The organism is Gordonia westfalica (genome assembly GCF_900105725.1).
In the GTDB taxonomy this organism is placed as follows: Bacteria; Actinomycetota; Actinomycetes; order Mycobacteriales; family Mycobacteriaceae; genus Gordonia; species Gordonia westfalica.
Map to the genome: position 1 here is coordinate 1 of NZ_FNLM01000014.1, position 17,010 is coordinate 17,010.

Here is a 17,010-nt window from a genome sequence, read left to right on the forward strand (position 1 = left end):
GGGCCGGCTGCGGCGCGATCTGAACAAGAATGAACTGCTGGTGGCCCAGTTGCAGTTGCAGATTGAGCAGGCCACTGATGCAGAGAAGGCGTTGTGGGCGGATCTGTGGTCGACGCCTCAGGCGGTGATCTGGGAAGAGTCCCATACGCATCGTGAGGTTGCGCAATATGTGCGGTGGAAGGTTCGTGCCGAGCAGGGCGACCTGAAGGCTGCTGCGGAGGCGCGGCAGTTGTCTGACCGTCTCGGGTTGAATCCGCTGGCGCTGATGCGTCTGCGGGCCGAGGTTGAGCATGTCGACGAGGTGGAGAACCGTGGCAAGCGCCGGCGGGAAACGTCGGTGCCGCAGCGGAAGAATCCTCCGAAGGATGATCCGCGCTCGAGTCTCTACGCCGTGTGACCCGTGCTGCTGGTCGTTCCGGGTCCAGACCCGGAACCCTGGCCAACCCTGGGGCCGCAGATATGCGATCTGATCGAGGATCGTGCGATCTATGGCCCGGGTTCGTTGCAGGGGGAGCCGTACGAGATTGACCCGGAGTTTCGGGCGTTCATCCATCGTGCTTTCGAGGTGTTCCCGAAAGGTCATCCTTGGGAGGGACGTCGTCGGTTCAAACGGGTTGGACTGTCAGTCCGCAAGGGGTTGGCGAAGACAGAGAAGCAGGCGCTCCTAGCGTTCTGTGAGCTTCATCCGGAGGGGCCGACCCGGTTTGACGGGTGGGATGCCTCGGGGAATCCGGTGGGTAGGCCGGTGAACTCGCCGTACATTCCGATGTTGGCGGTGTCGGTGGAGCAGGTTGAGGAACTTGCTTACGGCGCTTTGAAGTACATCGTCGAAGAAGGCCCTGATGCGGACCTGTTCGATTCGACGTTGGATCGGATTGTGCGGCTGAATGATCACGGTCGTGCTGACGGCAAAGCGGTCGCATTGTCGAACAACCCAGGGTCTCGTGACGGCGCTCGTACGACGATGAACTGTTTCGATGAGCCGCACCGGCTGTATTTGCCGCGGCAGTTGAAGGCGCACCAGACGATGGATGCGAACCTGCCGAAACGTCCGCTGGATGATCCGTGGTCGTTGTATGTGGGGACTGCCGGTCAACCCGGTCAGGGTTCGGTGGCTGAAGAGATTCACATCGAGGCCACGCAGATCGCTGAAGGCAAAATTCAGCGTCCGGACTTGTTCTATCTGTATCGCACGGATGACGATCCCGAACGGGATCTGTCGGATAAGGACGAGCGGATTCGGGCGATCGCTGAGGCGACCGCCCGATCGGCGAGTTCGGTCCGGGCCAGTTCGACGAGATCGCTTCGAAGTGGGATCGCCCTGGCGCGATGGGCCGTATCTCGAGCGGGTGTGGTTGAACCGGTGGAAACGTCAGGGCGACCAGGCGTTTGACATGAAGAAGATCAAACGGGTTTGTGCCGCTCAGGGGAGCGCATCCCTAAGGGCGGGTTCATCACTCTCGGTTTCGATGGCGCCCGGTTCCGTGACGCTACCGCGTTGGTGGCGACGAGCATCGACACCGGGTTGCAGGAGTTGCTGGGTTGTGGGAACGCCCGACGATGACGACCTAGAAGACGACGGTTGGGAAGTCAAGAAGCTTGAGGTGACCGCCGCCGTCGAGGACGCCATGACCCGGTATGCGGTGTGGAAGATGTACGCCGACCCCCACACTGGACCGAAACGGTCGGCTCGTGGGCTGCGAAATGGCCTGACCGGGTGGAGGAGTGGTGGACCGCCCGAGTGAAGCCGATGGCGTACACGCTGCGCGAGTATCGGGAAGCCATCGACTCGGGGTCGATCACATTCGGTGGCGAACACAGCCACGAGGACTTTGTCAGGCACCTCGGAAACGCGGGCCGCAAGGAACTGAAGATCGTGGACGACGAGGGGAAACCCTTGGATGTCCTCCAGAAGCAAGATGGTCGGGCTGACCTCAAGTTTGATGCCGCGATGGCGTCGGTGCTGTCGTGGAAAGCCTGTCTGGACGCACGCAAGTCAGGGGCTCGACCGCCAAGGCCGGTCGGAATGCCACGTCGCATCTACTGAGAGGGGTGGTGCATGATTCCGGTGACGCCGGCCGAATGGCTCCCCGTCCTCACAGCCCGTTTGGATGCTGCGCAGCCGCGAATCAGTCTGCTGCGTCGCTACGTTGACGGCGACGCCCCGCTCCCTGAGATGGGTAAGAATGTGCGGGCGTCGTGGCAGCGTTTTCAGCGGCAGTCGCGCGTCAACCTGGCGACGAAGATCTCGTCATCCTTGGCGGAGCGGCTGATCCCCAACGGTATTGATGTTGGCTCCAACACCGACAGTGATGTGGTGGCTGCGGCGCAAAGGATCTGGCGCGATAACCGCATCAAAGGTGTGGTCGCTAAGGAAGCCACCCATCACATGCTGAATTACGCCACCAGCTACATGACTGCATGGGTCGGGGACAATGGGCACGCCGTCATCACGGCGGACTCACCGGAAATGATGTACGCGGCGACTGACCCGTTGCAGCCGTGGAAGGCGCGCGCCGCGATCCGTTGGTGGCGTGACTCGGATGCGGAAACAGACTTTGCGATCGTGTGGTGTCAGATCGGCTGGCAGCTGTTCAGCCGTTCGGTGTGGGTAAACCCTGCCGAGGTGGTGGAGCGGCGCATCCGCAACAACCGTGCCAGTTCGGATCAGTGGGATGCGGCGACAGAGTTCGTCATCACCGGCGAGGGGCCGCCGGTGGTGGTGTTGAACAACCCGCTCGGAATGGGTGAGTTCGAACCCCATCTCGACACCATCACCCGCATCAACGCGGGAATCCTCGAGCGTCGTGTGACATCAGCGATGCAGGCGTGGCGTCAGCGCGCCCTCACGGGAGGTCTGCCACAGAAGGACGCCGAAGGCAACGACATCGATTGGGCGTCGGTGTTCGAGCCGGCGCCTGGTGCGTTGTGGGACATCCCTGCTGGTATCGAGTTGTGGGAGTCCGATGCCACCGATATTAGGCCTCTTCTGGAGGGTGTGAAGGATGACTTGCGGGAGCTGTCGGAGATGTCGGCCACCCCGTTCCCCGCGCTGCTTCCGGGTTCTCAGAATCAGTCGGCTACCGGCTCTGCTGCGATGAAGGAAGCGTTGATCCTGAAGGCGCGTGACCGACTTGACGTGGTTGATACGGGCTTGTCGGCGATCATCTCGAAAGCTTTGCGTATCGAGGGGTTTGAGACCGAGGAGACGATCTCCTTGTCGTGGGAACCGCCGGATCACGTGTCGCTGTCGGAGAAGTATGACGCCGCGGTGAAGGCGAAGGGTGCGGGGGAGTCATGGAAGTCGATTGCCCGCAACATTCTTGGCTACTCGCCGGAGCAGATCGAGCAGGATGCCTTAGATCTGGCTGACGAGCAGCTGATGAGTTTCGTGGACAACGCGAATGCCCGAGTCTGATCGCCTTCTGATCGGCTACCAACAGGCCGTTGCGGACGTCCGCGCGCGGGTGATGAACTACGCCAACGCAATCTGGGGTGGGCTTCCCGCGTTCCGTGATGCTCAGGCAGAGAGGCTGATTGCCCGACTGGTGCCGATGGTGACGGCGGGACAACTTCAAGTCGCGAATCTGACGTCCAGTTATATTGCCCGTGCTGTATCAGGTGGAGTTCCGCTTCCAGTGGATCGAGACGGGGTTACCCGTGGCCGTGGGGTGGACCCCGAACTGTTGTACCGGAGGCCTTTTGAGCAGGTATGGGCCGACCTTTCCGAATCCGCACCGCTGGATGCGGCAGTCGCGGCCGGGGCCACACGGTTGATGCATCTGGTGGCGACGGACATGCAGATGGCGAAGGTACGGCAGGCCGACGCGTCCCTCCAGGCTGCTGGAGTCAAGGCGTACCGGCGGGTGCTGAACGGCCCCAAGAACTGTGCTCTCTGTGTCATCGCCTCTACTCAGCGCTATCACGTTGGTGACCTGTCGCCCATACACCCTGGATGTGACTGTTCGGTCGCTCCGTGAAGTCGGATTGGAACGGCGACCGGGTGATCGATCCGGATCTACTCGAGGACACACACAAGCAGGTGCGGGAACTTACCGGCGCCGACAATCGCGCCGCCCACGACTACCAGAAACTTCTCCTGGTCCGCGACCACGGAGAGATCGGCCCCGTCCTCACATGGCGGGACCAGAACTTCAAAGCCGCCTAGAGCTTCCCTCGCACACCAGTGCGGGGATTTTGAGCGCCGCAACGGCGCACCATCCGACGAAACGTCAGGAGCAACATGCCCGAGGAAACTGCTGCCGCCGAAACGGTTGACCAGCAAGACGACCCGACCGCCGAGGTTGAGACCACCGACAGTGAGCCCACGCTCAGTGTGGAGGATCTCATCGCTGAACGCGACAAGTGGAAGTCGCTGTCTCGCGAGAACGAGAAGGGCCGGAAGGCGAACGCCGACAAGGCCCGCAAGTACGACGAACTGCTGGCGCAGAAGGAACGCGACGAGCAGACCTGGCAGGAGCGGGCCGAAAAGGCCGAAGCTGCCCTCGCTGCAAACACGAAGCAGCGGGAACGCGACAACCTCGCCAAGAAGATCGTGGAAGGCACCGATGTGCCCGCGGATCTACTCGTCGGTGACACCGAGGAGGAGATGCGCGCCCATCTCGACCGCCTGCAATCGTTCCGCGGACCCAAGCAGACCGTACCGCCCGCTGCCCCGGCATCGGTGGTTGCCAATGCCGATGCGGCGCCGGCGAACAAGGTGCAGCAGCTCACTCAGGCAGACCTGAAGAACATGTCCCCAGCCCAGATTCGCGACGCTGACGCCAAAGGCCAGCTCGACGAACTCAAGGGCATCCGAAAGTAAGGAGCCATCATGGCCATCACCCATTTCATTCCCGAACTGTGGGCGGCGAACATCACCCAGGCGTGGGACGCCGAGAAGGTGTTCGCCGCTCTGCTCGACCGCCAGTACGAAGGCGTCGCGACAAAGGGCAACACCGTCCACATCCCCGGTGTCGTCGCACCCGCGATCAAGGACTACAAGGCCAACAACCGCACCACGTCGGCTGACGCCATCACCGACACCGGCGTCGACCTCCTGATCGACCAGGAGAAGAACTTCGACTTCAAGGTCGACGACATCGACGCCGCCCAGTCTGCGGGCAGCCTGGCCCCGTACACCGACGCCGCCGGAAAGGCGCTCGTCGATGACGCGGACAAGTTCATCGCCACCATGCTCGCCGCCGGAGCCACCAACCTGTCGGGCTCCGCTCCGGACACCGGGAACAAGGCATTCGACCTCGTCAAGGCTGCTCGTGTGGCCCTGAACAAGAAGAACGCCCCCGCCTCCGGCCGAGTTCTCGTGTGCAACGCCGACTTCGAAGGTCTGCTCCTCGGCGCGGATTCGAAGCTCACCAGCTTCGATGTGTCCGGCGACAACAACGGCCTCCGCAACGGCACCATCGGCTCCCTCCTCGGGTTCCGTGTGCTGTCGTCGAACAACCTGCCCAACAACTCCACCCCCGGCTTCGTGGCGTTCCACCCGGAGGCCGCGGCCTACGTGTCGCAGCTCGATAAGGTGGAGGCCCTGCGCGCCGACAACAGCTTCGCCGACCGGCTGCGCGGCCTGCACGTGTACGGCGGCAAGGTTGTCCGTCCGGACGGCGTCGTCAAGTTCGGAATGACTTCGGGTAGCTGATCCAGGTGTCTCTTCCTCCCTTGCTGTTCGTGACGACGTGATCGCCGTGGCGCAAAGGACCTGCCGAACCTGAGCACGCGTCGGTATCAACTGTTTCGCATCGGACCAGTTCGTGCCGCATCCAACAGCAGTTCACCGGCGAGTCGGGGGGAAGGTGTGGTGGGCGGGTCGTGGAAGGAGGTCACAGGGTGAGTCTGTGCCGTCGGCTGGGACTCCGATCAGTGGGGGGAACGTCGGTCCGACTCATTCGCGACGACGATCTTGCACACCGCCGGCATTGAGCGAGATGTGAAGTGAGGAACCGTGAAGAATCAACGACGGTCAACCACATCCCATTCGGGTGTAGCCACAGTTTCCCGCGTCATCGCACAGACGTCACCCCTGTGACTGGCAACTGGTCCAGACGGACCCGCCCACCATTCACCTTCAACCGCACCGTCGACTCGCCGGGGGTGAACTGCTGTTGGGATGCGGCACGGAACTGGTCCGATGCCGCATCCAACAGTTGATACACCGACGCGTGCTCAGGTTCGGTCAGGTCCCTTTGCGCCACGGCGATCACGTCGTCACGAACAGCAAGGGGAGGAAGAGACACCTGGATCAGCTACCCGAAGTCATTCCGAACTTGACGACGCCGTCCGGACGGACAACCTTGCCGCCGTACACGTGCAGGCCGCGCAGCCGGTCGGCGAAGCTGTTGTCGGCGCGCAGGGCCTCCACCTTATCGAGCTGCGACACGTAGGCCGCGGCCTCCGGGTGGAACGCCACGAAGCCGGGGGTGGAGTTGTTGGGCAGGTTGTTCGACGACAGCACACGGAACCCGAGGAGGGAGCCGATGGTGCCGTTGCGGAGGCCGTTGTTGTCGCCGGACACATCGAAGCTGGTGAGCTTCGAATCCGCGCCGAGGAGCAGACCTTCGAAGTCGGCGTTGCACACGAGAACTCGGCCGGAGGCGGGGGCGTTCTTCTTGTTCAGGGCCACACGAGCAGCCTTGACGAGGTCGAATGCCTTGTTCCCGGTGTCCGGAGCGGAGCCCGACAGGTTGGTGGCTCCGGCGGCGAGCATGGTGGCGATGAACTTGTCCGCGTCATCGACGAGCGCCTTTCCGGCGGCGTCGGTGTACGGGGCCAGGCTGCCCGCAGACTGGGCGGCGTCGATGTCGTCGACCTTGAAGTCGAAGTTCTTCTCCTGGTCGATCAGGAGGTCGACGCCGGTGTCGGTGATGGCGTCAGCCGACGTGGTGCGGTTGTTGGCCTTGTAGTCCTTGATCGCGGGTGCGACGACACCGGGGATGTGGACGGTGTTGCCCTTTGTCGCGACGCCTTCGTACTGGCGGTCGAGCAGAGCGGCGAACACCTTCTCGGCGTCCCACGCCTGGGTGATGTTCGCCGCCCACAGTTCGGGAATGAAATGGGTGATGGCCATGATGGCTCCTTACTTTCGGATGCCCTTGAGTTCGTCGAGCTGGCCTTTGGCGTCAGCGTCGCGAATCTGGGCTGGGGACATGTTCTTCAGGTCTGCCTGAGTGAGCTGCTGCACCTTGTTCGCCGGCGCCGCATCGGCATTGGCAACCACCGATGCCGGGGCAGCGGGCGGTACGGTCTGCTTGGGTCCGCGGAACGATTGCAGGCGGTCGAGATGGGCGCGCATCTCCTCCTCGGTGTCACCGACGAGTAGATCCGCGGGCACATCGGTGCCTTCCACGATCTTCTTGGCGAGGTTGTCGCGTTCCCGCTGCTTCGTGTTTGCAGCGAGGGCAGCTTCGGCCTTTTCGGCCCGCTCCTGCCAGGTCTGCTCGTCGCGTTCCTTCTGCGCCAGCAGTTCGTCGTACTTGCGGGCCTTGTCGGCGTTCGCCTTCCGGCCCTTCTCGTTCTCGCGAGACAGCGACTTCCACTTGTCGCGTTCAGCGATGAGATCCTCCACACTGAGCGTGGGCTCACTGTCGGTGGTCTCAACCTCGGCGGTCGGGTCGTCTTGCTGGTCAACCGTTTCGGCGGCAGCAGTTTCCTCGGGCATGTTGCTCCTGACGTTTCGTCGGATGGTGCGCCGTTGCGGCGCTCAAAATCCCCGCACTGGTGTGCGAGGGAAGCTCTAGGCGGCTTTGAAGTTCTGGTCCCGCCATGTGAGGACGGGGCCGATCTCTCCGTGGTCGCGGACCAGGAGAAGTTTCTGGTAGTCGTGGGCGGCGCGATTGTCGGCGCCGGTAAGTTCCCGCACCTGCTTGTGTGTGTCCTCGAGTAGATCCGGATCGATCACCCGGTCGCCGTTCCAATCCGACTTCACGGGAGCGACCGAACAGTCACATCCAGGGTGTATGGGCGACAGGTCACCAACGTGATAGCGCTGAGTAGAGGCGATGACACAGAGAGCACAGTTCTTGGGGCCGTTCAGCACCCGCCGGTACGCCTTGACTCCAGCAGCCTGGAGGGACGCGTCGGCCTGCCGTACCTTCGCCATCTGCATGTCCGTCGCCACCAGATGCATCAACCGTGTGGCCCCGGCCGCGACTGCCGCATCCAGCGGTGCGGATTCGGAAAGGTCGGCCCATACCTGCTCAAAAGGCCTCCGGTACAACAGTTCGGGGTCCACCCCACGGCCACGGGTAACCCCGTCTCGATCCACTGGAAGCGGAACTCCACCTGATACAGCACGGGCAATATAACTGGACGTCAGATTCGCGACTTGAAGTTGTCCCGCCGTCACCATCGGCACCAGTCGGGCAATCAGCCTCTCTGCCTGAGCATCACGGAACGCGGGAAGCCCACCCCAGATTGCGTTGGCGTAGTTCATCACCCGCGCGCGGACGTCCGCAACGGCCTGTTGGTAGCCGATCAGAAGGCGATCAGACTCGGGCATTCGCGTTGTCCACGAAACTCATCAGCTGCTCGTCAGCCAGATCTAAGGCATCCTGCTCGATCTGCTCCGGCGAGTAGCCAAGAATGTTGCGGGCAATCGACTTCCATGACTCCCCCGCACCCTTCGCCTTCACCGCGGCGTCATACTTCTCCGACAGCGACACGTGATCCGGCGGTTCCCACGACAAGGAGATCGTCTCCTCGGTCTCAAACCCCTCGATACGCAAAGCTTTCGAGATGATCGCCGACAAGCCCGTATCAACCACGTCAAGTCGGTCACGCGCCTTCAGGATCAACGCTTCCTTCATCGCAGCAGAGCCGGTAGCCGACTGATTCTGAGAACCCGGAAGCAGCGCGGGGAACGGGGTGGCCGACATCTCCGACAGCTCCCGCAAGTCATCCTTCACACCCTCCAGAAGAGGCCTAATATCGGTGGCATCGGACTCCCACAACTCGATACCAGCAGGGATGTCCCACAACGCACCAGGCGCCGGCTCGAACACCGACGCCCAATCGATGTCGTTGCCTTCGGCGTCCTTCTGTGGCAGACCTCCCGTGAGGGCGCGCTGACGCCACGCCTGCATCGCTGATGTCACACGACGCTCGAGGATTCCCGCGTTGATGCGGGTGATGGTGTCGAGATGGGGTTCGAACTCACCCATTCCGAGCGGGTTGTTCAACACCACCACCGGCGGCCCCTCGCCGGTGATGACGAACTCTGTCGCCGCATCCCACTGATCCGAACTGGCACGGTTGTTGCGGATGCGCCGCTCCACCACCTCGGCAGGGTTTACCCACACCGAACGGCTGAACAGCTGCCAGCCGATCTGACACCACACGATCGCAAAGTCTGTTTCCGCATCCGAGTCACGCCACCAACGGATCGCGGCGCGCGCCTTCCACGGCTGCAACGGGTCAGTCGCCGCGTACATCATTTCCGGTGAGTCCGCCGTGATGACGGCGTGCCCATTGTCCCCGACCCATGCAGTCATGTAGCTGGTGGCGTAATTCAGCATGTGATGGGTGGCTTCCTTAGCGACCACACCTTTGATGCGGTTATCGCGCCAGATCCTTTGCGCCGCAGCCACCACATCACTGTCGGTGTTGGAGCCAACATCAATACCGTTGGGGATCAGCCGCTCCGCCAAGGATGACGAGATCTTCGTCGCCAGGTTGACGCGCGACTGCCGCTGAAAACGCTGCCACGACGCCCGCACATTCTTACCCATCTCAGGGAGCGGGGCGTCGCCGTCAACGTAGCGACGCAGCAGACTGATTCGCGGCTGCGCAGCATCCAAACGGGCTGTGAGGACGGGGAGCCATTCGGCCGGCGTCACCGGAATCATGCACCACCCCTCTCAGTAGATGCGACGTGGCATTCCGACCGGCCTTGGCGGTCGAGCCCCTGACTTGCGTGCGTCCAGACAGGCTTTCCACGACAGCACCGACGCCATCGCGGCATCAAACTTGAGGTCAGCCCGACCATCTTGCTTCTGGAGGACATCCAAGGGTTTCCCCTCGTCGTCCACGATCTTCAGTTCCTTGCGGCCCGCGTTTCCGAGGTGCCTGACAAAGTCCTCGTGGCTGTGTTCGCCACCGAATGTGATCGACCCCGAGTCGATGGCTTCCCGATACTCGCGCAGCGTGTACGCCATCGGCTTCACTCGGGCGGTCCACCACTCCTCCACCCGGTCAGGCCATTTCGCAGCCCACGAGCCGACCGTTTCGGTCCAGTGTGGGGGGTCGGCGTACATCTTCCACACCGCATACCGGGTCATGGCGTCCTCGACGGCGGCGGTCACCTCAGCTTCGTTGACTTCCCAACCGTCGTCTTCTAGGTCGTCATCGTCGGGGCGTTCCCACAACCCCAGCAACTCCTGCAACCCGGTGTCGATGCTCGTCGCCACCAACGCGGTAGCGTCACGGAACCGGGCGCCATCGAAACCGAGAGTGATGAACCCGCCCTTAGGGATGCGCTCCCCTGAGCGGCACAAACCCGGTTTGATCTTCTTCATGTCAAACGCCTGGTCGCCCTGACGTTTCCACCGGTTCAACCACACCCGCTCGAGATACGGCCCATCGGCGCCAGGGCGATCCCACTTCGAAGCGATCTCGTCGAACTGGCCCGGACCGAACTCGCCGATCGGGCCGGTCGCCTCAGCGATCGCCCGAATCCGCTCGTCCTTATCCGACAGATCCCGTTCGGGATCGTCATCCGTGCGATACAGATAGAACAAGTCCGGACGCTGAATTTTGCCTTCAGCGATCTGCGTGGCCTCGATGTGAATCTCTTCAGCCACCGAACCCTGACCGGGTTGACCGGCAGTCCCCACATACAACGACCACGGATCATCCAGCGGACGTTTCGGCAGGTTCGCATCCATCGTCTGGTGCGCCTTCAACTGCCGCGGCAAATACAGCCGGTGCGGCTCATCGAAACAGTTCATCGTCGTACGAGCGCCGTCACGAGACCCTGGGTTGTTCGACAATGCGACCGCTTTGCCGTCAGCACGACCGTGATCATTCAGCCGCACAATCCGATCCAACGTCGAATCGAACAGGTCCGCATCAGGGCCTTCTTCGACGATGTACTTCAAAGCGCCGTAAGCAAGTTCCTCAACCTGCTCCACCGACACCGCCAACATCGGAATGTACGGCGAGTTCACCGGCCTACCCACCGGATTCCCCGAGGCATCCCACCCGTCAAACCGGGTCGGCCCCTCCGGATGAAGCTCACAGAACGCTAGGAGCGCCTGCTTCTCTGTCTTCGCCAACCCCTTGCGGACTGACAGTCCAACCCGTTTGAACCGACGACGTCCCTCCCAAGGATGACCTTTCGGGAACACCTCGAAAGCACGATGGATGAACGCCCGAAACTCCGGGTCAATCTCGTACGGCTCCCCTGCAACGAACCCGGGCCATAGATCGCACGATCCTCGATCAGATCGCATATCTGCGGCCCAGGGTTGGCCAGGGTTCCGGGTCTGGACCCGGAACGACCAGCAGCACGGGTCACACGGCGTAGAGACTCGAGCGCGGATCATCCTTCGGAGGATTCTTCCGCTGCGGCACCGACGTTTCCCGCCGGCGCTTGCCACGGTTCTCCACCTCGTCGACATGCTTCGGCCGCAGACGCATCAGCGCCAGCGGATTCAACCCGAGACGGTCAGACAACTGCCGCGCCTCCGCAGCAGCCTTCAGGTCGCCCTGCTCGGCACGAACCTTCCACCGCACATATTGCGCAACCTCACGATGCGTATGGGACTCTTCCCAGATCACCGCCTGAGGCGTCGACCACAGATCCGCAACCCAATGAATCCTGCGAGGCTCGAGTCGCGGCCGAGGTCGGGTCGACCCGTGGAGGTGCATGCTGGGGAAGAGTCCCATACGCATCGTGAGGTTGCGCAATATGTGCGGGGGGGGGGGGGGGGGGGGGGGGGGGGGGGGGGGGGGGGGGGGGGGGGGGGGGGGGGGGGGGGGGGGGGGGGGGGGGGGGGGGGGGGGGGGGGGGGGGGGGGGGGGCGGTGGAAGGTTCGTGCCGAGCAGGGCGACCTGAAGGCTGCTGCGGAGGCGCGGCAGTTGTCTGACCGTCTCGGGTTGAATCCGCTGGCGCTGATGCGTCTGCGGGCCGAGGTTGAGCATGTCGACGAGGTGGAGAACCGTGGCAAGCGCCGGCGGGAAACGTCGGTGCCGCAGCGGAAGAATCCTCCGAAGGATGATCCGCGCTCGAGTCTCTACGCCGTGTGACCCGTGCTGCTGGTCGTTCCGGGTCCAGACCCGGAACCCTGGCCAACCCTGGGGCCGCAGATATGCGATCTGATCGAGGATCGTGCGATCTATGGCCCGGGTTCGTTGCAGGGGGAGCCGTACGAGATTGACCCGGAGTTTCGGGCGTTCATCCATCGTGCTTTCGAGGTGTTCCCGAAAGGTCATCCTTGGGAGGGACGTCGTCGGTTCAAACGGGTTGGACTGTCAGTCCGCAAGGGGTTGGCGAAGACAGAGAAGCAGGCGCTCCTAGCGTTCTGTGAGCTTCATCCGGAGGGGCCGACCCGGTTTGACGGGTGGGATGCCTCGGGGAATCCGGTGGGTAGGCCGGTGAACTCGCCGTACATTCCGATGTTGGCGGTGTCGGTGGAGCAGGTTGAGGAACTTGCTTACGGCGCTTTGAAGTACATCGTCGAAGAAGGCCCTGATGCGGACCTGTTCGATTCGACGTTGGATCGGATTGTGCGGCTGAATGATCACGGTCGTGCTGACGGCAAAGCGGTCGCATTGTCGAACAACCCAGGGTCTCGTGACGGCGCTCGTACGACGATGAACTGTTTCGATGAGCCGCACCGGCTGTATTTGCCGCGGCAGTTGAAGGCGCACCAGACGATGGATGCGAACCTGCCGAAACGTCCGCTGGATGATCCGTGGTCGTTGTATGTGGGGACTGCCGGTCAACCCGGTCAGGGTTCGGTGGCTGAAGAGATTCACATCGAGGCCACGCAGATCGCTGAAGGCAAAATTCAGCGTCCGGACTTGTTCTATCTGTATCGCACGGATGACGATCCCGAACGGGATCTGTCGGATAAGGACGAGCGGATTCGGGCGATCGCTGAGGCGACCGGCCCGATCGGCGAGTTCGGTCCGGGCCAGTTCGACGAGATCGCTTCGAAGTGGGATCGCCCTGGCGCCGATGGGCCGTATCTCGAGCGGGTGTGGTTGAACCGGTGGAAACGTCAGGGCGACCAGGCGTTTGACATGAAGAAGATCAAACCGGGTTTGTGCCGCTCAGGGGAGCGCATCCCTAAGGGCGGGTTCATCACTCTCGGTTTCGATGGCGCCCGGTTCCGTGACGCTACCGCGTTGGTGGCGACGAGCATCGACACCGGGTTGCAGGAGTTGCTGGGGTTGTGGGAACGCCCCGACGATGACGACCTAGAAGACGACGGTTGGGAAGTCAACGAAGCTGAGGTGACCGCCGCCGTCGAGGACGCCATGACCCGGTATGCGGTGTGGAAGATGTACGCCGACCCCCCACACTGGACCGAAACGGTCGGCTCGTGGGCTGCGAAATGGCCTGACCGGGTGGAGGAGTGGTGGACCGCCCGAGTGAAGCCGATGGCGTACACGCTGCGCGAGTATCGGGAAGCCATCGACTCGGGGTCGATCACATTCGGTGGCGAACACAGCCACGAGGACTTTGTCAGGCACCTCGGAAACGCGGGCCGCAAGGAACTGAAGATCGTGGACGACGAGGGGAAACCCTTGGATGTCCTCCAGAAGCAAGATGGTCGGGCTGACCTCAAGTTTGATGCCGCGATGGCGTCGGTGCTGTCGTGGAAAGCCTGTCTGGACGCACGCAAGTCAGGGGCTCGACCGCCAAGGCCGGTCGGAATGCCACGTCGCATCTACTGAGAGGGGTGGTGCATGATTCCGGTGACGCCGGCCGAATGGCTCCCCGTCCTCACAGCCCGTTTGGATGCTGCGCAGCCGCGAATCAGTCTGCTGCGTCGCTACGTTGACGGCGACGCCCCGCTCCCTGAGATGGGTAAGAATGTGCGGGCGTCGTGGCAGCGTTTTCAGCGGCAGTCGCGCGTCAACCTGGCGACGAAGATCTCGTCATCCTTGGCGGAGCGGCTGATCCCCAACGGTATTGATGTTGGCTCCAACACCGACAGTGATGTGGTGGCTGCGGCGCAAAGGATCTGGCGCGATAACCGCATCAAAGGTGTGGTCGCTAAGGAAGCCACCCATCACATGCTGAATTACGCCACCAGCTACATGACTGCATGGGTCGGGGACAATGGGCACGCCGTCATCACGGCGGACTCACCGGAAATGATGTACGCGGCGACTGACCCGTTGCAGCCGTGGAAGGCGCGCGCCGCGATCCGTTGGTGGCGTGACTCGGATGCGGAAACAGACTTTGCGATCGTGTGGTGTCAGATCGGCTGGCAGCTGTTCAGCCGTTCGGTGTGGGTAAACCCTGCCGAGGTGGTGGAGCGGCGCATCCGCAACAACCGTGCCAGTTCGGATCAGTGGGATGCGGCGACAGAGTTCGTCATCACCGGCGAGGGGCCGCCGGTGGTGGTGTTGAACAACCCGCTCGGAATGGGTGAGTTCGAACCCCATCTCGACACCATCACCCGCATCAACGCGGGAATCCTCGAGCGTCGTGTGACATCAGCGATGCAGGCGTGGCGTCAGCGCGCCCTCACGGGAGGTCTGCCACAGAAGGACGCCGAAGGCAACGACATCGATTGGGCGTCGGTGTTCGAGCCGGCGCCTGGTGCGTTGTGGGACATCCCTGCTGGTATCGAGTTGTGGGAGTCCGATGCCACCGATATTAGGCCTCTTCTGGAGGGTGTGAAGGATGACTTGCGGGAGCTGTCGGAGATGTCGGCCACCCCGTTCCCGCGCTGCTTCCGGGTTCTCAGAATCAGTCGGCTACCGGCTCTGCTGCGATGAAGGAAGCGTTGATCCTGAAGGCGCGTGACCGACTTGACGTGGTTGATACGGGCTTGTCGGCGATCATCTCGAAAGCTTTGCGTATCGAGGGGTTTGAGACCGAGGAGACGATCTCCTTGTCGTGGGAACCGCCGGATCACGTGTCGCTGTCGGAGAAGTATGACGCCGCGGTGAAGGCGAAGGGTGCGGGGAGTCATGGAAGTCGATTGCCCGCAACATTCTTGGCTACTCGCCGGAGCAGATCGAGCAGGATGCCTTAGATCTGGCTGACGAGCAGCTGATGAGTTTCGTGGACAACGCGAATGCCCGAGTCTGATCGCCTTCTGATCGGCTACCAACAGGCCGTTGCGGACGTCCGCGCGCGGGTGATGAACTACGCCAACGCAATCTGGGGTGGGCTTCCCGCGTTCCGTGATGCTCAGGCAGAGAGGCTGATTGCCCGACTGGTGCCGATGGTGACGGCGGGACAACTTCAAGTCGCGAATCTGACGTCCAGTTATATTGCCCGTGCTGTATCAGGTGGAGTTCCGCTTCCAGTGGATCGAGACGGGGTTACCCGTGGCCGTGGGGTGGACCCCGAACTGTTGTACCGGAGGCCTTTTGAGCAGGTATGGGCCGACCTTTCCGAATCCGCACCGCTGGATGCGGCAGTCGCGGCCGGGGCCACACGGTTGATGCATCTGGTGGCGACGGACATGCAGATGGCGAAGGTACGGCAGGCCGACGCGTCCCTCCAGGCTGCTGGAGTCAAGGCGTACCGGCGGGTGCTGAACGGCCCCAAGAACTGTGCTCTCTGTGTCATCGCCTCTACTCAGCGCTATCACGTTGGTGACCTGTCGCCCATACACCCTGGATGTGACTGTTCGGTCGCTCCGTGAAGTCGGATTGGAACGGCGACCGGGTGATCGATCCGGATCTACTCGAGGACACACACAAGCAGGTGCGGGAACTTACCGGCGCCGACAATCGCGCCGCCCACGACTACCAGAAACTTCTCCTGGTCCGCGACCACGGAGAGATCGGCCCCGTCCTCACATGGCGGGACCAGAACTTCAAAGCCGCCTAGAGCTTCCCTCGCACACCAGTGCGGGGATTTTGAGCGCCGCAACGGCGCACCATCCGACGAAACGTCAGGAGCAACATGCCCGAGGAAACTGCTGCCGCCGAAACGGTTGACCAGCAAGACGACCCGACCGCCGAGGTTGAGACCACCGACAGTGAGCCCACGCTCAGTGTGGAGGATCTCATCGCTGAACGCGACAAGTGGAAGTCGCTGTCTCGCGAGAACGAGAAGGGCCGGAAGGCGAACGCCGACAAGGCCCGCAAGTACGACGAACTGCTGGCGCAGAAGGAACGCGACGAGCAGACCTGGCAGGAGCGGCCGAAAAGGCCGAAGCTGCCCTCGCTGCAAACACGAAGCAGCGGGAACGCGACAACCTCGCCAAGAAGATCGTGGAAGGCACCGATGTGCCGCGGATCTACTCGTCGGTGACACCGAGGAGGAGATGCGCGCCCATCTCGACGCCTGCAATCGTTCCGCGGACCCAAGCAGACCGTACCGCCCGCTGCCCCGGCATCGGTGGTTGCCAATGCCGATGCGGCGCCGGCGAACAAGGTGCAGCAGCTCACTCAGGCAGACCTGAAGAACATGTCCCCAGCCAGATTCGCGACGCTGACGCCAAAGGCCAGCTCGACGAACTCAAGGGCATCCGAAAGTAAGGAGCCATCATGGCCATCACCCATTTCATTCCCGAACTGTGGCGGCGAACATCACCCAGGCGTGGGACGCCGAGAAGGTGTTCGCCGCTCTGCTCGACCGCCAGTACGAAGGCGTCGCGACAAAGGCAACACCGTCCACATCCCCGGTGTCGTCGCACCCGCGATCAAGGACTACAAGGCCAACAACCGCACCACGTCGGCTGACGCCATCACCGACACCGGCGTCGACCTCCTGATCGACCAGGAGAAGAACTTCGACTTCAAGGTCGACGACATCGACGCCGCCCAGTCTGCGGGCAGCCTGGCCCCGTACACCGACGC

Annotated in this window: 22 protein-coding genes and 2 pseudogenes; 17 read left to right on the forward strand and 7 right to left on the reverse strand. The window is 62.5% G+C overall.

All coding sequences use genetic code 11. The features are described from left to right. The 9 genes and pseudogenes from BLU62_RS32730 to BLU62_RS01890 all read left to right on the forward strand — a co-directional run. Window positions 1–397: pseudogene (locus BLU62_RS32730) on the forward strand (hypothetical protein); the annotation flags it as partial. Between the two features lie 3 nt (window positions 398–400). Further along, window positions 401–1,393, forward strand: a complete 993-nt coding sequence (locus BLU62_RS33460) for a hypothetical protein (RefSeq protein WP_244278029.1) — start codon at window positions 401–403, stop codon at window positions 1,391–1,393. Window positions 1,394–1,544: 151 nt separating this feature from the next. Beyond that, a complete protein-coding gene (locus BLU62_RS33465) occupies window positions 1,545–1,745 on the forward strand; it encodes a hypothetical protein (protein ID WP_244278030.1) in 201 nt (66 codons plus the stop codon). Between the two features lie 5 nt (window positions 1,746–1,750). Then, entirely contained in the window at window positions 1,751–2,047 is a 297-nt protein-coding gene (locus BLU62_RS33470; RefSeq protein WP_139179984.1) for a hypothetical protein, read from the forward strand. Between the two features lie 12 nt (window positions 2,048–2,059). Then, window positions 2,060–3,418, forward strand: a complete 1,359-nt coding sequence (locus tag BLU62_RS01875; protein ID WP_074848175.1) for a phage portal protein — start codon at window positions 2,060–2,062, stop codon at window positions 3,416–3,418. Then, window positions 3,405–3,980, forward strand: coding sequence for a hypothetical protein (locus BLU62_RS01880; RefSeq protein ID WP_084811713.1), 576 nt, complete (start codon window positions 3,405–3,407; stop codon window positions 3,978–3,980). Before BLU62_RS01875 ends, BLU62_RS01880 begins: the two co-directional genes overlap by 14 nt. Further along, window positions 3,977–4,168: a hypothetical protein gene (locus BLU62_RS31470; protein WP_084811714.1), complete on the forward strand. Its 192-nt coding sequence runs from the start codon at window positions 3,977–3,979 to the stop codon at window positions 4,166–4,168. The genes BLU62_RS01880 and BLU62_RS31470 overlap by 4 nt, the downstream gene beginning before the upstream one ends. Before the next feature lie 75 nt (window positions 4,169–4,243). After that, entirely contained in the window at window positions 4,244–4,825 is a 582-nt protein-coding gene (locus BLU62_RS01885; RefSeq protein ID WP_074847885.1) for a hypothetical protein, read from the forward strand. Between the two features lie 9 nt (window positions 4,826–4,834). After that, entirely contained in the window at window positions 4,835–5,659 is an 825-nt protein-coding gene (locus BLU62_RS01890) for a phage major capsid protein (RefSeq protein ID WP_074848177.1), read from the forward strand. A gap of 361 nt (window positions 5,660–6,020) precedes the next feature. Here BLU62_RS01890 and BLU62_RS01895 read toward each other — a convergent pair whose 3' ends face one another. The 7 genes from BLU62_RS01895 to BLU62_RS01925 all read right to left on the reverse strand — a co-directional run bounded on the left by BLU62_RS01895 (window position 6,021) and on the right by BLU62_RS01925 (window position 11,793). Further along, a complete protein-coding gene (locus BLU62_RS01895) occupies window positions 6,021–6,254 on the reverse strand; it encodes a hypothetical protein (RefSeq protein WP_139179946.1) in 234 nt (77 codons plus the stop codon). Window positions 6,255–6,259: 5 nt separating this feature from the next. Next, on the reverse strand, window positions 6,260–7,084 hold the full coding sequence (locus BLU62_RS01900; RefSeq protein WP_074848177.1) for a phage major capsid protein: 825 nt from the start codon (window positions 7,082–7,084) through the stop codon (window positions 6,260–6,262). Between the two features lie 9 nt (window positions 7,085–7,093). Beyond that, the gene (locus BLU62_RS01905) at window positions 7,094–7,675 is read right to left on the reverse strand and encodes a hypothetical protein (protein ID WP_074847885.1); all 582 of its coding nucleotides are present in this window, start codon (window positions 7,673–7,675) and stop codon (window positions 7,094–7,096) included. A gap of 75 nt (window positions 7,676–7,750) precedes the next feature. Beyond that, a complete protein-coding gene (locus BLU62_RS01910) occupies window positions 7,751–8,515 on the reverse strand; it encodes a hypothetical protein (protein ID WP_074847889.1) in 765 nt (254 codons plus the stop codon). Next, window positions 8,502–9,860, reverse strand: a complete 1,359-nt coding sequence (locus tag BLU62_RS01915) for a phage portal protein (protein ID WP_074848175.1) — start codon at window positions 9,858–9,860, stop codon at window positions 8,502–8,504. Before BLU62_RS01915 ends, BLU62_RS01910 begins: the two co-directional genes overlap by 14 nt. A gap of 12 nt (window positions 9,861–9,872) precedes the next feature. Beyond that, window positions 9,873–11,288, reverse strand: coding sequence for a large terminase (locus tag BLU62_RS01920; protein WP_244278031.1), 1,416 nt, complete (start codon window positions 11,286–11,288; stop codon window positions 9,873–9,875). Window positions 11,289–11,526: 238 nt separating this feature from the next. Next, window positions 11,527–11,793, reverse strand: a complete 267-nt coding sequence (locus BLU62_RS01925) for a hypothetical protein (RefSeq protein ID WP_139179947.1) — start codon at window positions 11,791–11,793, stop codon at window positions 11,527–11,529. Window positions 11,794–12,093: 300 nt separating this feature from the next. Here BLU62_RS01925 and BLU62_RS32735 point away from each other — a divergent pair, with 300 nt between their 5' ends. The 8 genes and pseudogenes from BLU62_RS32735 to BLU62_RS01955 form a co-directional block, all read left to right on the forward strand. Further along, window positions 12,094–12,261 carry a hypothetical protein gene (locus tag BLU62_RS32735; RefSeq protein WP_159441517.1) on the forward strand — a complete coding sequence of 56 codons (168 nt, stop codon included), beginning with the start codon at window positions 12,094–12,096 and terminating at the stop codon, window positions 12,259–12,261. Between the two features lie 240 nt (window positions 12,262–12,501). Further along, window positions 12,502–13,917, forward strand: a complete 1,416-nt coding sequence (locus BLU62_RS01935; protein ID WP_244278031.1) for a large terminase — start codon at window positions 12,502–12,504, stop codon at window positions 13,915–13,917. Window positions 13,918–13,929: 12 nt separating this feature from the next. Next, window positions 13,930–14,970: a phage portal protein gene (locus tag BLU62_RS01940; RefSeq protein ID WP_244278032.1), complete on the forward strand. Its 1,041-nt coding sequence runs from the start codon at window positions 13,930–13,932 to the stop codon at window positions 14,968–14,970. Continuing rightward, window positions 14,967–15,230, forward strand: a complete 264-nt coding sequence (locus tag BLU62_RS33150) for a hypothetical protein (protein ID WP_139179948.1) — start codon at window positions 14,967–14,969, stop codon at window positions 15,228–15,230. Before BLU62_RS01940 ends, BLU62_RS33150 begins: the two co-directional genes overlap by 4 nt. Window positions 15,231–15,272: 42 nt before the next feature. Continuing rightward, the gene (locus tag BLU62_RS01945) at window positions 15,273–15,848 is read left to right on the forward strand and encodes a hypothetical protein (protein WP_084811713.1); all 576 of its coding nucleotides are present in this window, start codon (window positions 15,273–15,275) and stop codon (window positions 15,846–15,848) included. Then, the gene (locus BLU62_RS31475) at window positions 15,845–16,036 is read left to right on the forward strand and encodes a hypothetical protein (protein WP_084811714.1); all 192 of its coding nucleotides are present in this window, start codon (window positions 15,845–15,847) and stop codon (window positions 16,034–16,036) included. The genes BLU62_RS01945 and BLU62_RS31475 overlap by 4 nt, the downstream gene beginning before the upstream one ends. A 75-nt stretch (window positions 16,037–16,111) precedes the next feature. Then, window positions 16,112–16,462, forward strand: coding sequence for a hypothetical protein (locus tag BLU62_RS01950; RefSeq protein ID WP_074848185.1), 351 nt, complete (start codon window positions 16,112–16,114; stop codon window positions 16,460–16,462). A gap of 288 nt (window positions 16,463–16,750) precedes the next feature. Next, a pseudogene (locus tag BLU62_RS01955) lies at window positions 16,751–17,010 on the forward strand (hypothetical protein); the annotation flags it as partial.

Excerpts from the sequence above, each read along its gene's own strand:
- BLU62_RS33470 (WP_139179984.1), top strand. The coding sequence starts at position 1,751 with ATGGCGTACACGCTGCGCGAGTATCGGGAAGCCATCGACTCGGGGTCG.
- BLU62_RS01875 (WP_074848175.1), top strand. The coding sequence starts at position 2,060 with ATGATTCCGGTGACGCCGGCCGAATGGCTCCCCGTCCTCACAGCCCGT.
- BLU62_RS01880 (WP_084811713.1), top strand. The coding sequence starts at position 3,405 with ATGCCCGAGTCTGATCGCCTTCTGATCGGCTACCAACAGGCCGTTGCG.
- BLU62_RS01885 (WP_074847885.1), top strand. The coding sequence starts at position 4,244 with ATGCCCGAGGAAACTGCTGCCGCCGAAACGGTTGACCAGCAAGACGAC.
- BLU62_RS01890 (WP_074848177.1), top strand. The coding sequence starts at position 4,835 with ATGGCCATCACCCATTTCATTCCCGAACTGTGGGCGGCGAACATCACC.
- BLU62_RS01900 (WP_074848177.1), bottom strand. The coding sequence starts at position 7,084 with ATGGCCATCACCCATTTCATTCCCGAACTGTGGGCGGCGAACATCACC.
- BLU62_RS01905 (WP_074847885.1), bottom strand. The coding sequence starts at position 7,675 with ATGCCCGAGGAAACTGCTGCCGCCGAAACGGTTGACCAGCAAGACGAC.
- BLU62_RS01910 (WP_074847889.1), bottom strand. The coding sequence starts at position 8,515 with ATGCCCGAGTCTGATCGCCTTCTGATCGGCTACCAACAGGCCGTTGCG.
- BLU62_RS01915 (WP_074848175.1), bottom strand. The coding sequence starts at position 9,860 with ATGATTCCGGTGACGCCGGCCGAATGGCTCCCCGTCCTCACAGCCCGT.
- BLU62_RS01940 (WP_244278032.1), top strand. The coding sequence starts at position 13,930 with ATGATTCCGGTGACGCCGGCCGAATGGCTCCCCGTCCTCACAGCCCGT.
- BLU62_RS33150 (WP_139179948.1), top strand. The coding sequence starts at position 14,967 with ATGAAGGAAGCGTTGATCCTGAAGGCGCGTGACCGACTTGACGTGGTT.
- BLU62_RS01945 (WP_084811713.1), top strand. The coding sequence starts at position 15,273 with ATGCCCGAGTCTGATCGCCTTCTGATCGGCTACCAACAGGCCGTTGCG.
- BLU62_RS01950 (WP_074848185.1), top strand. The coding sequence starts at position 16,112 with ATGCCCGAGGAAACTGCTGCCGCCGAAACGGTTGACCAGCAAGACGAC.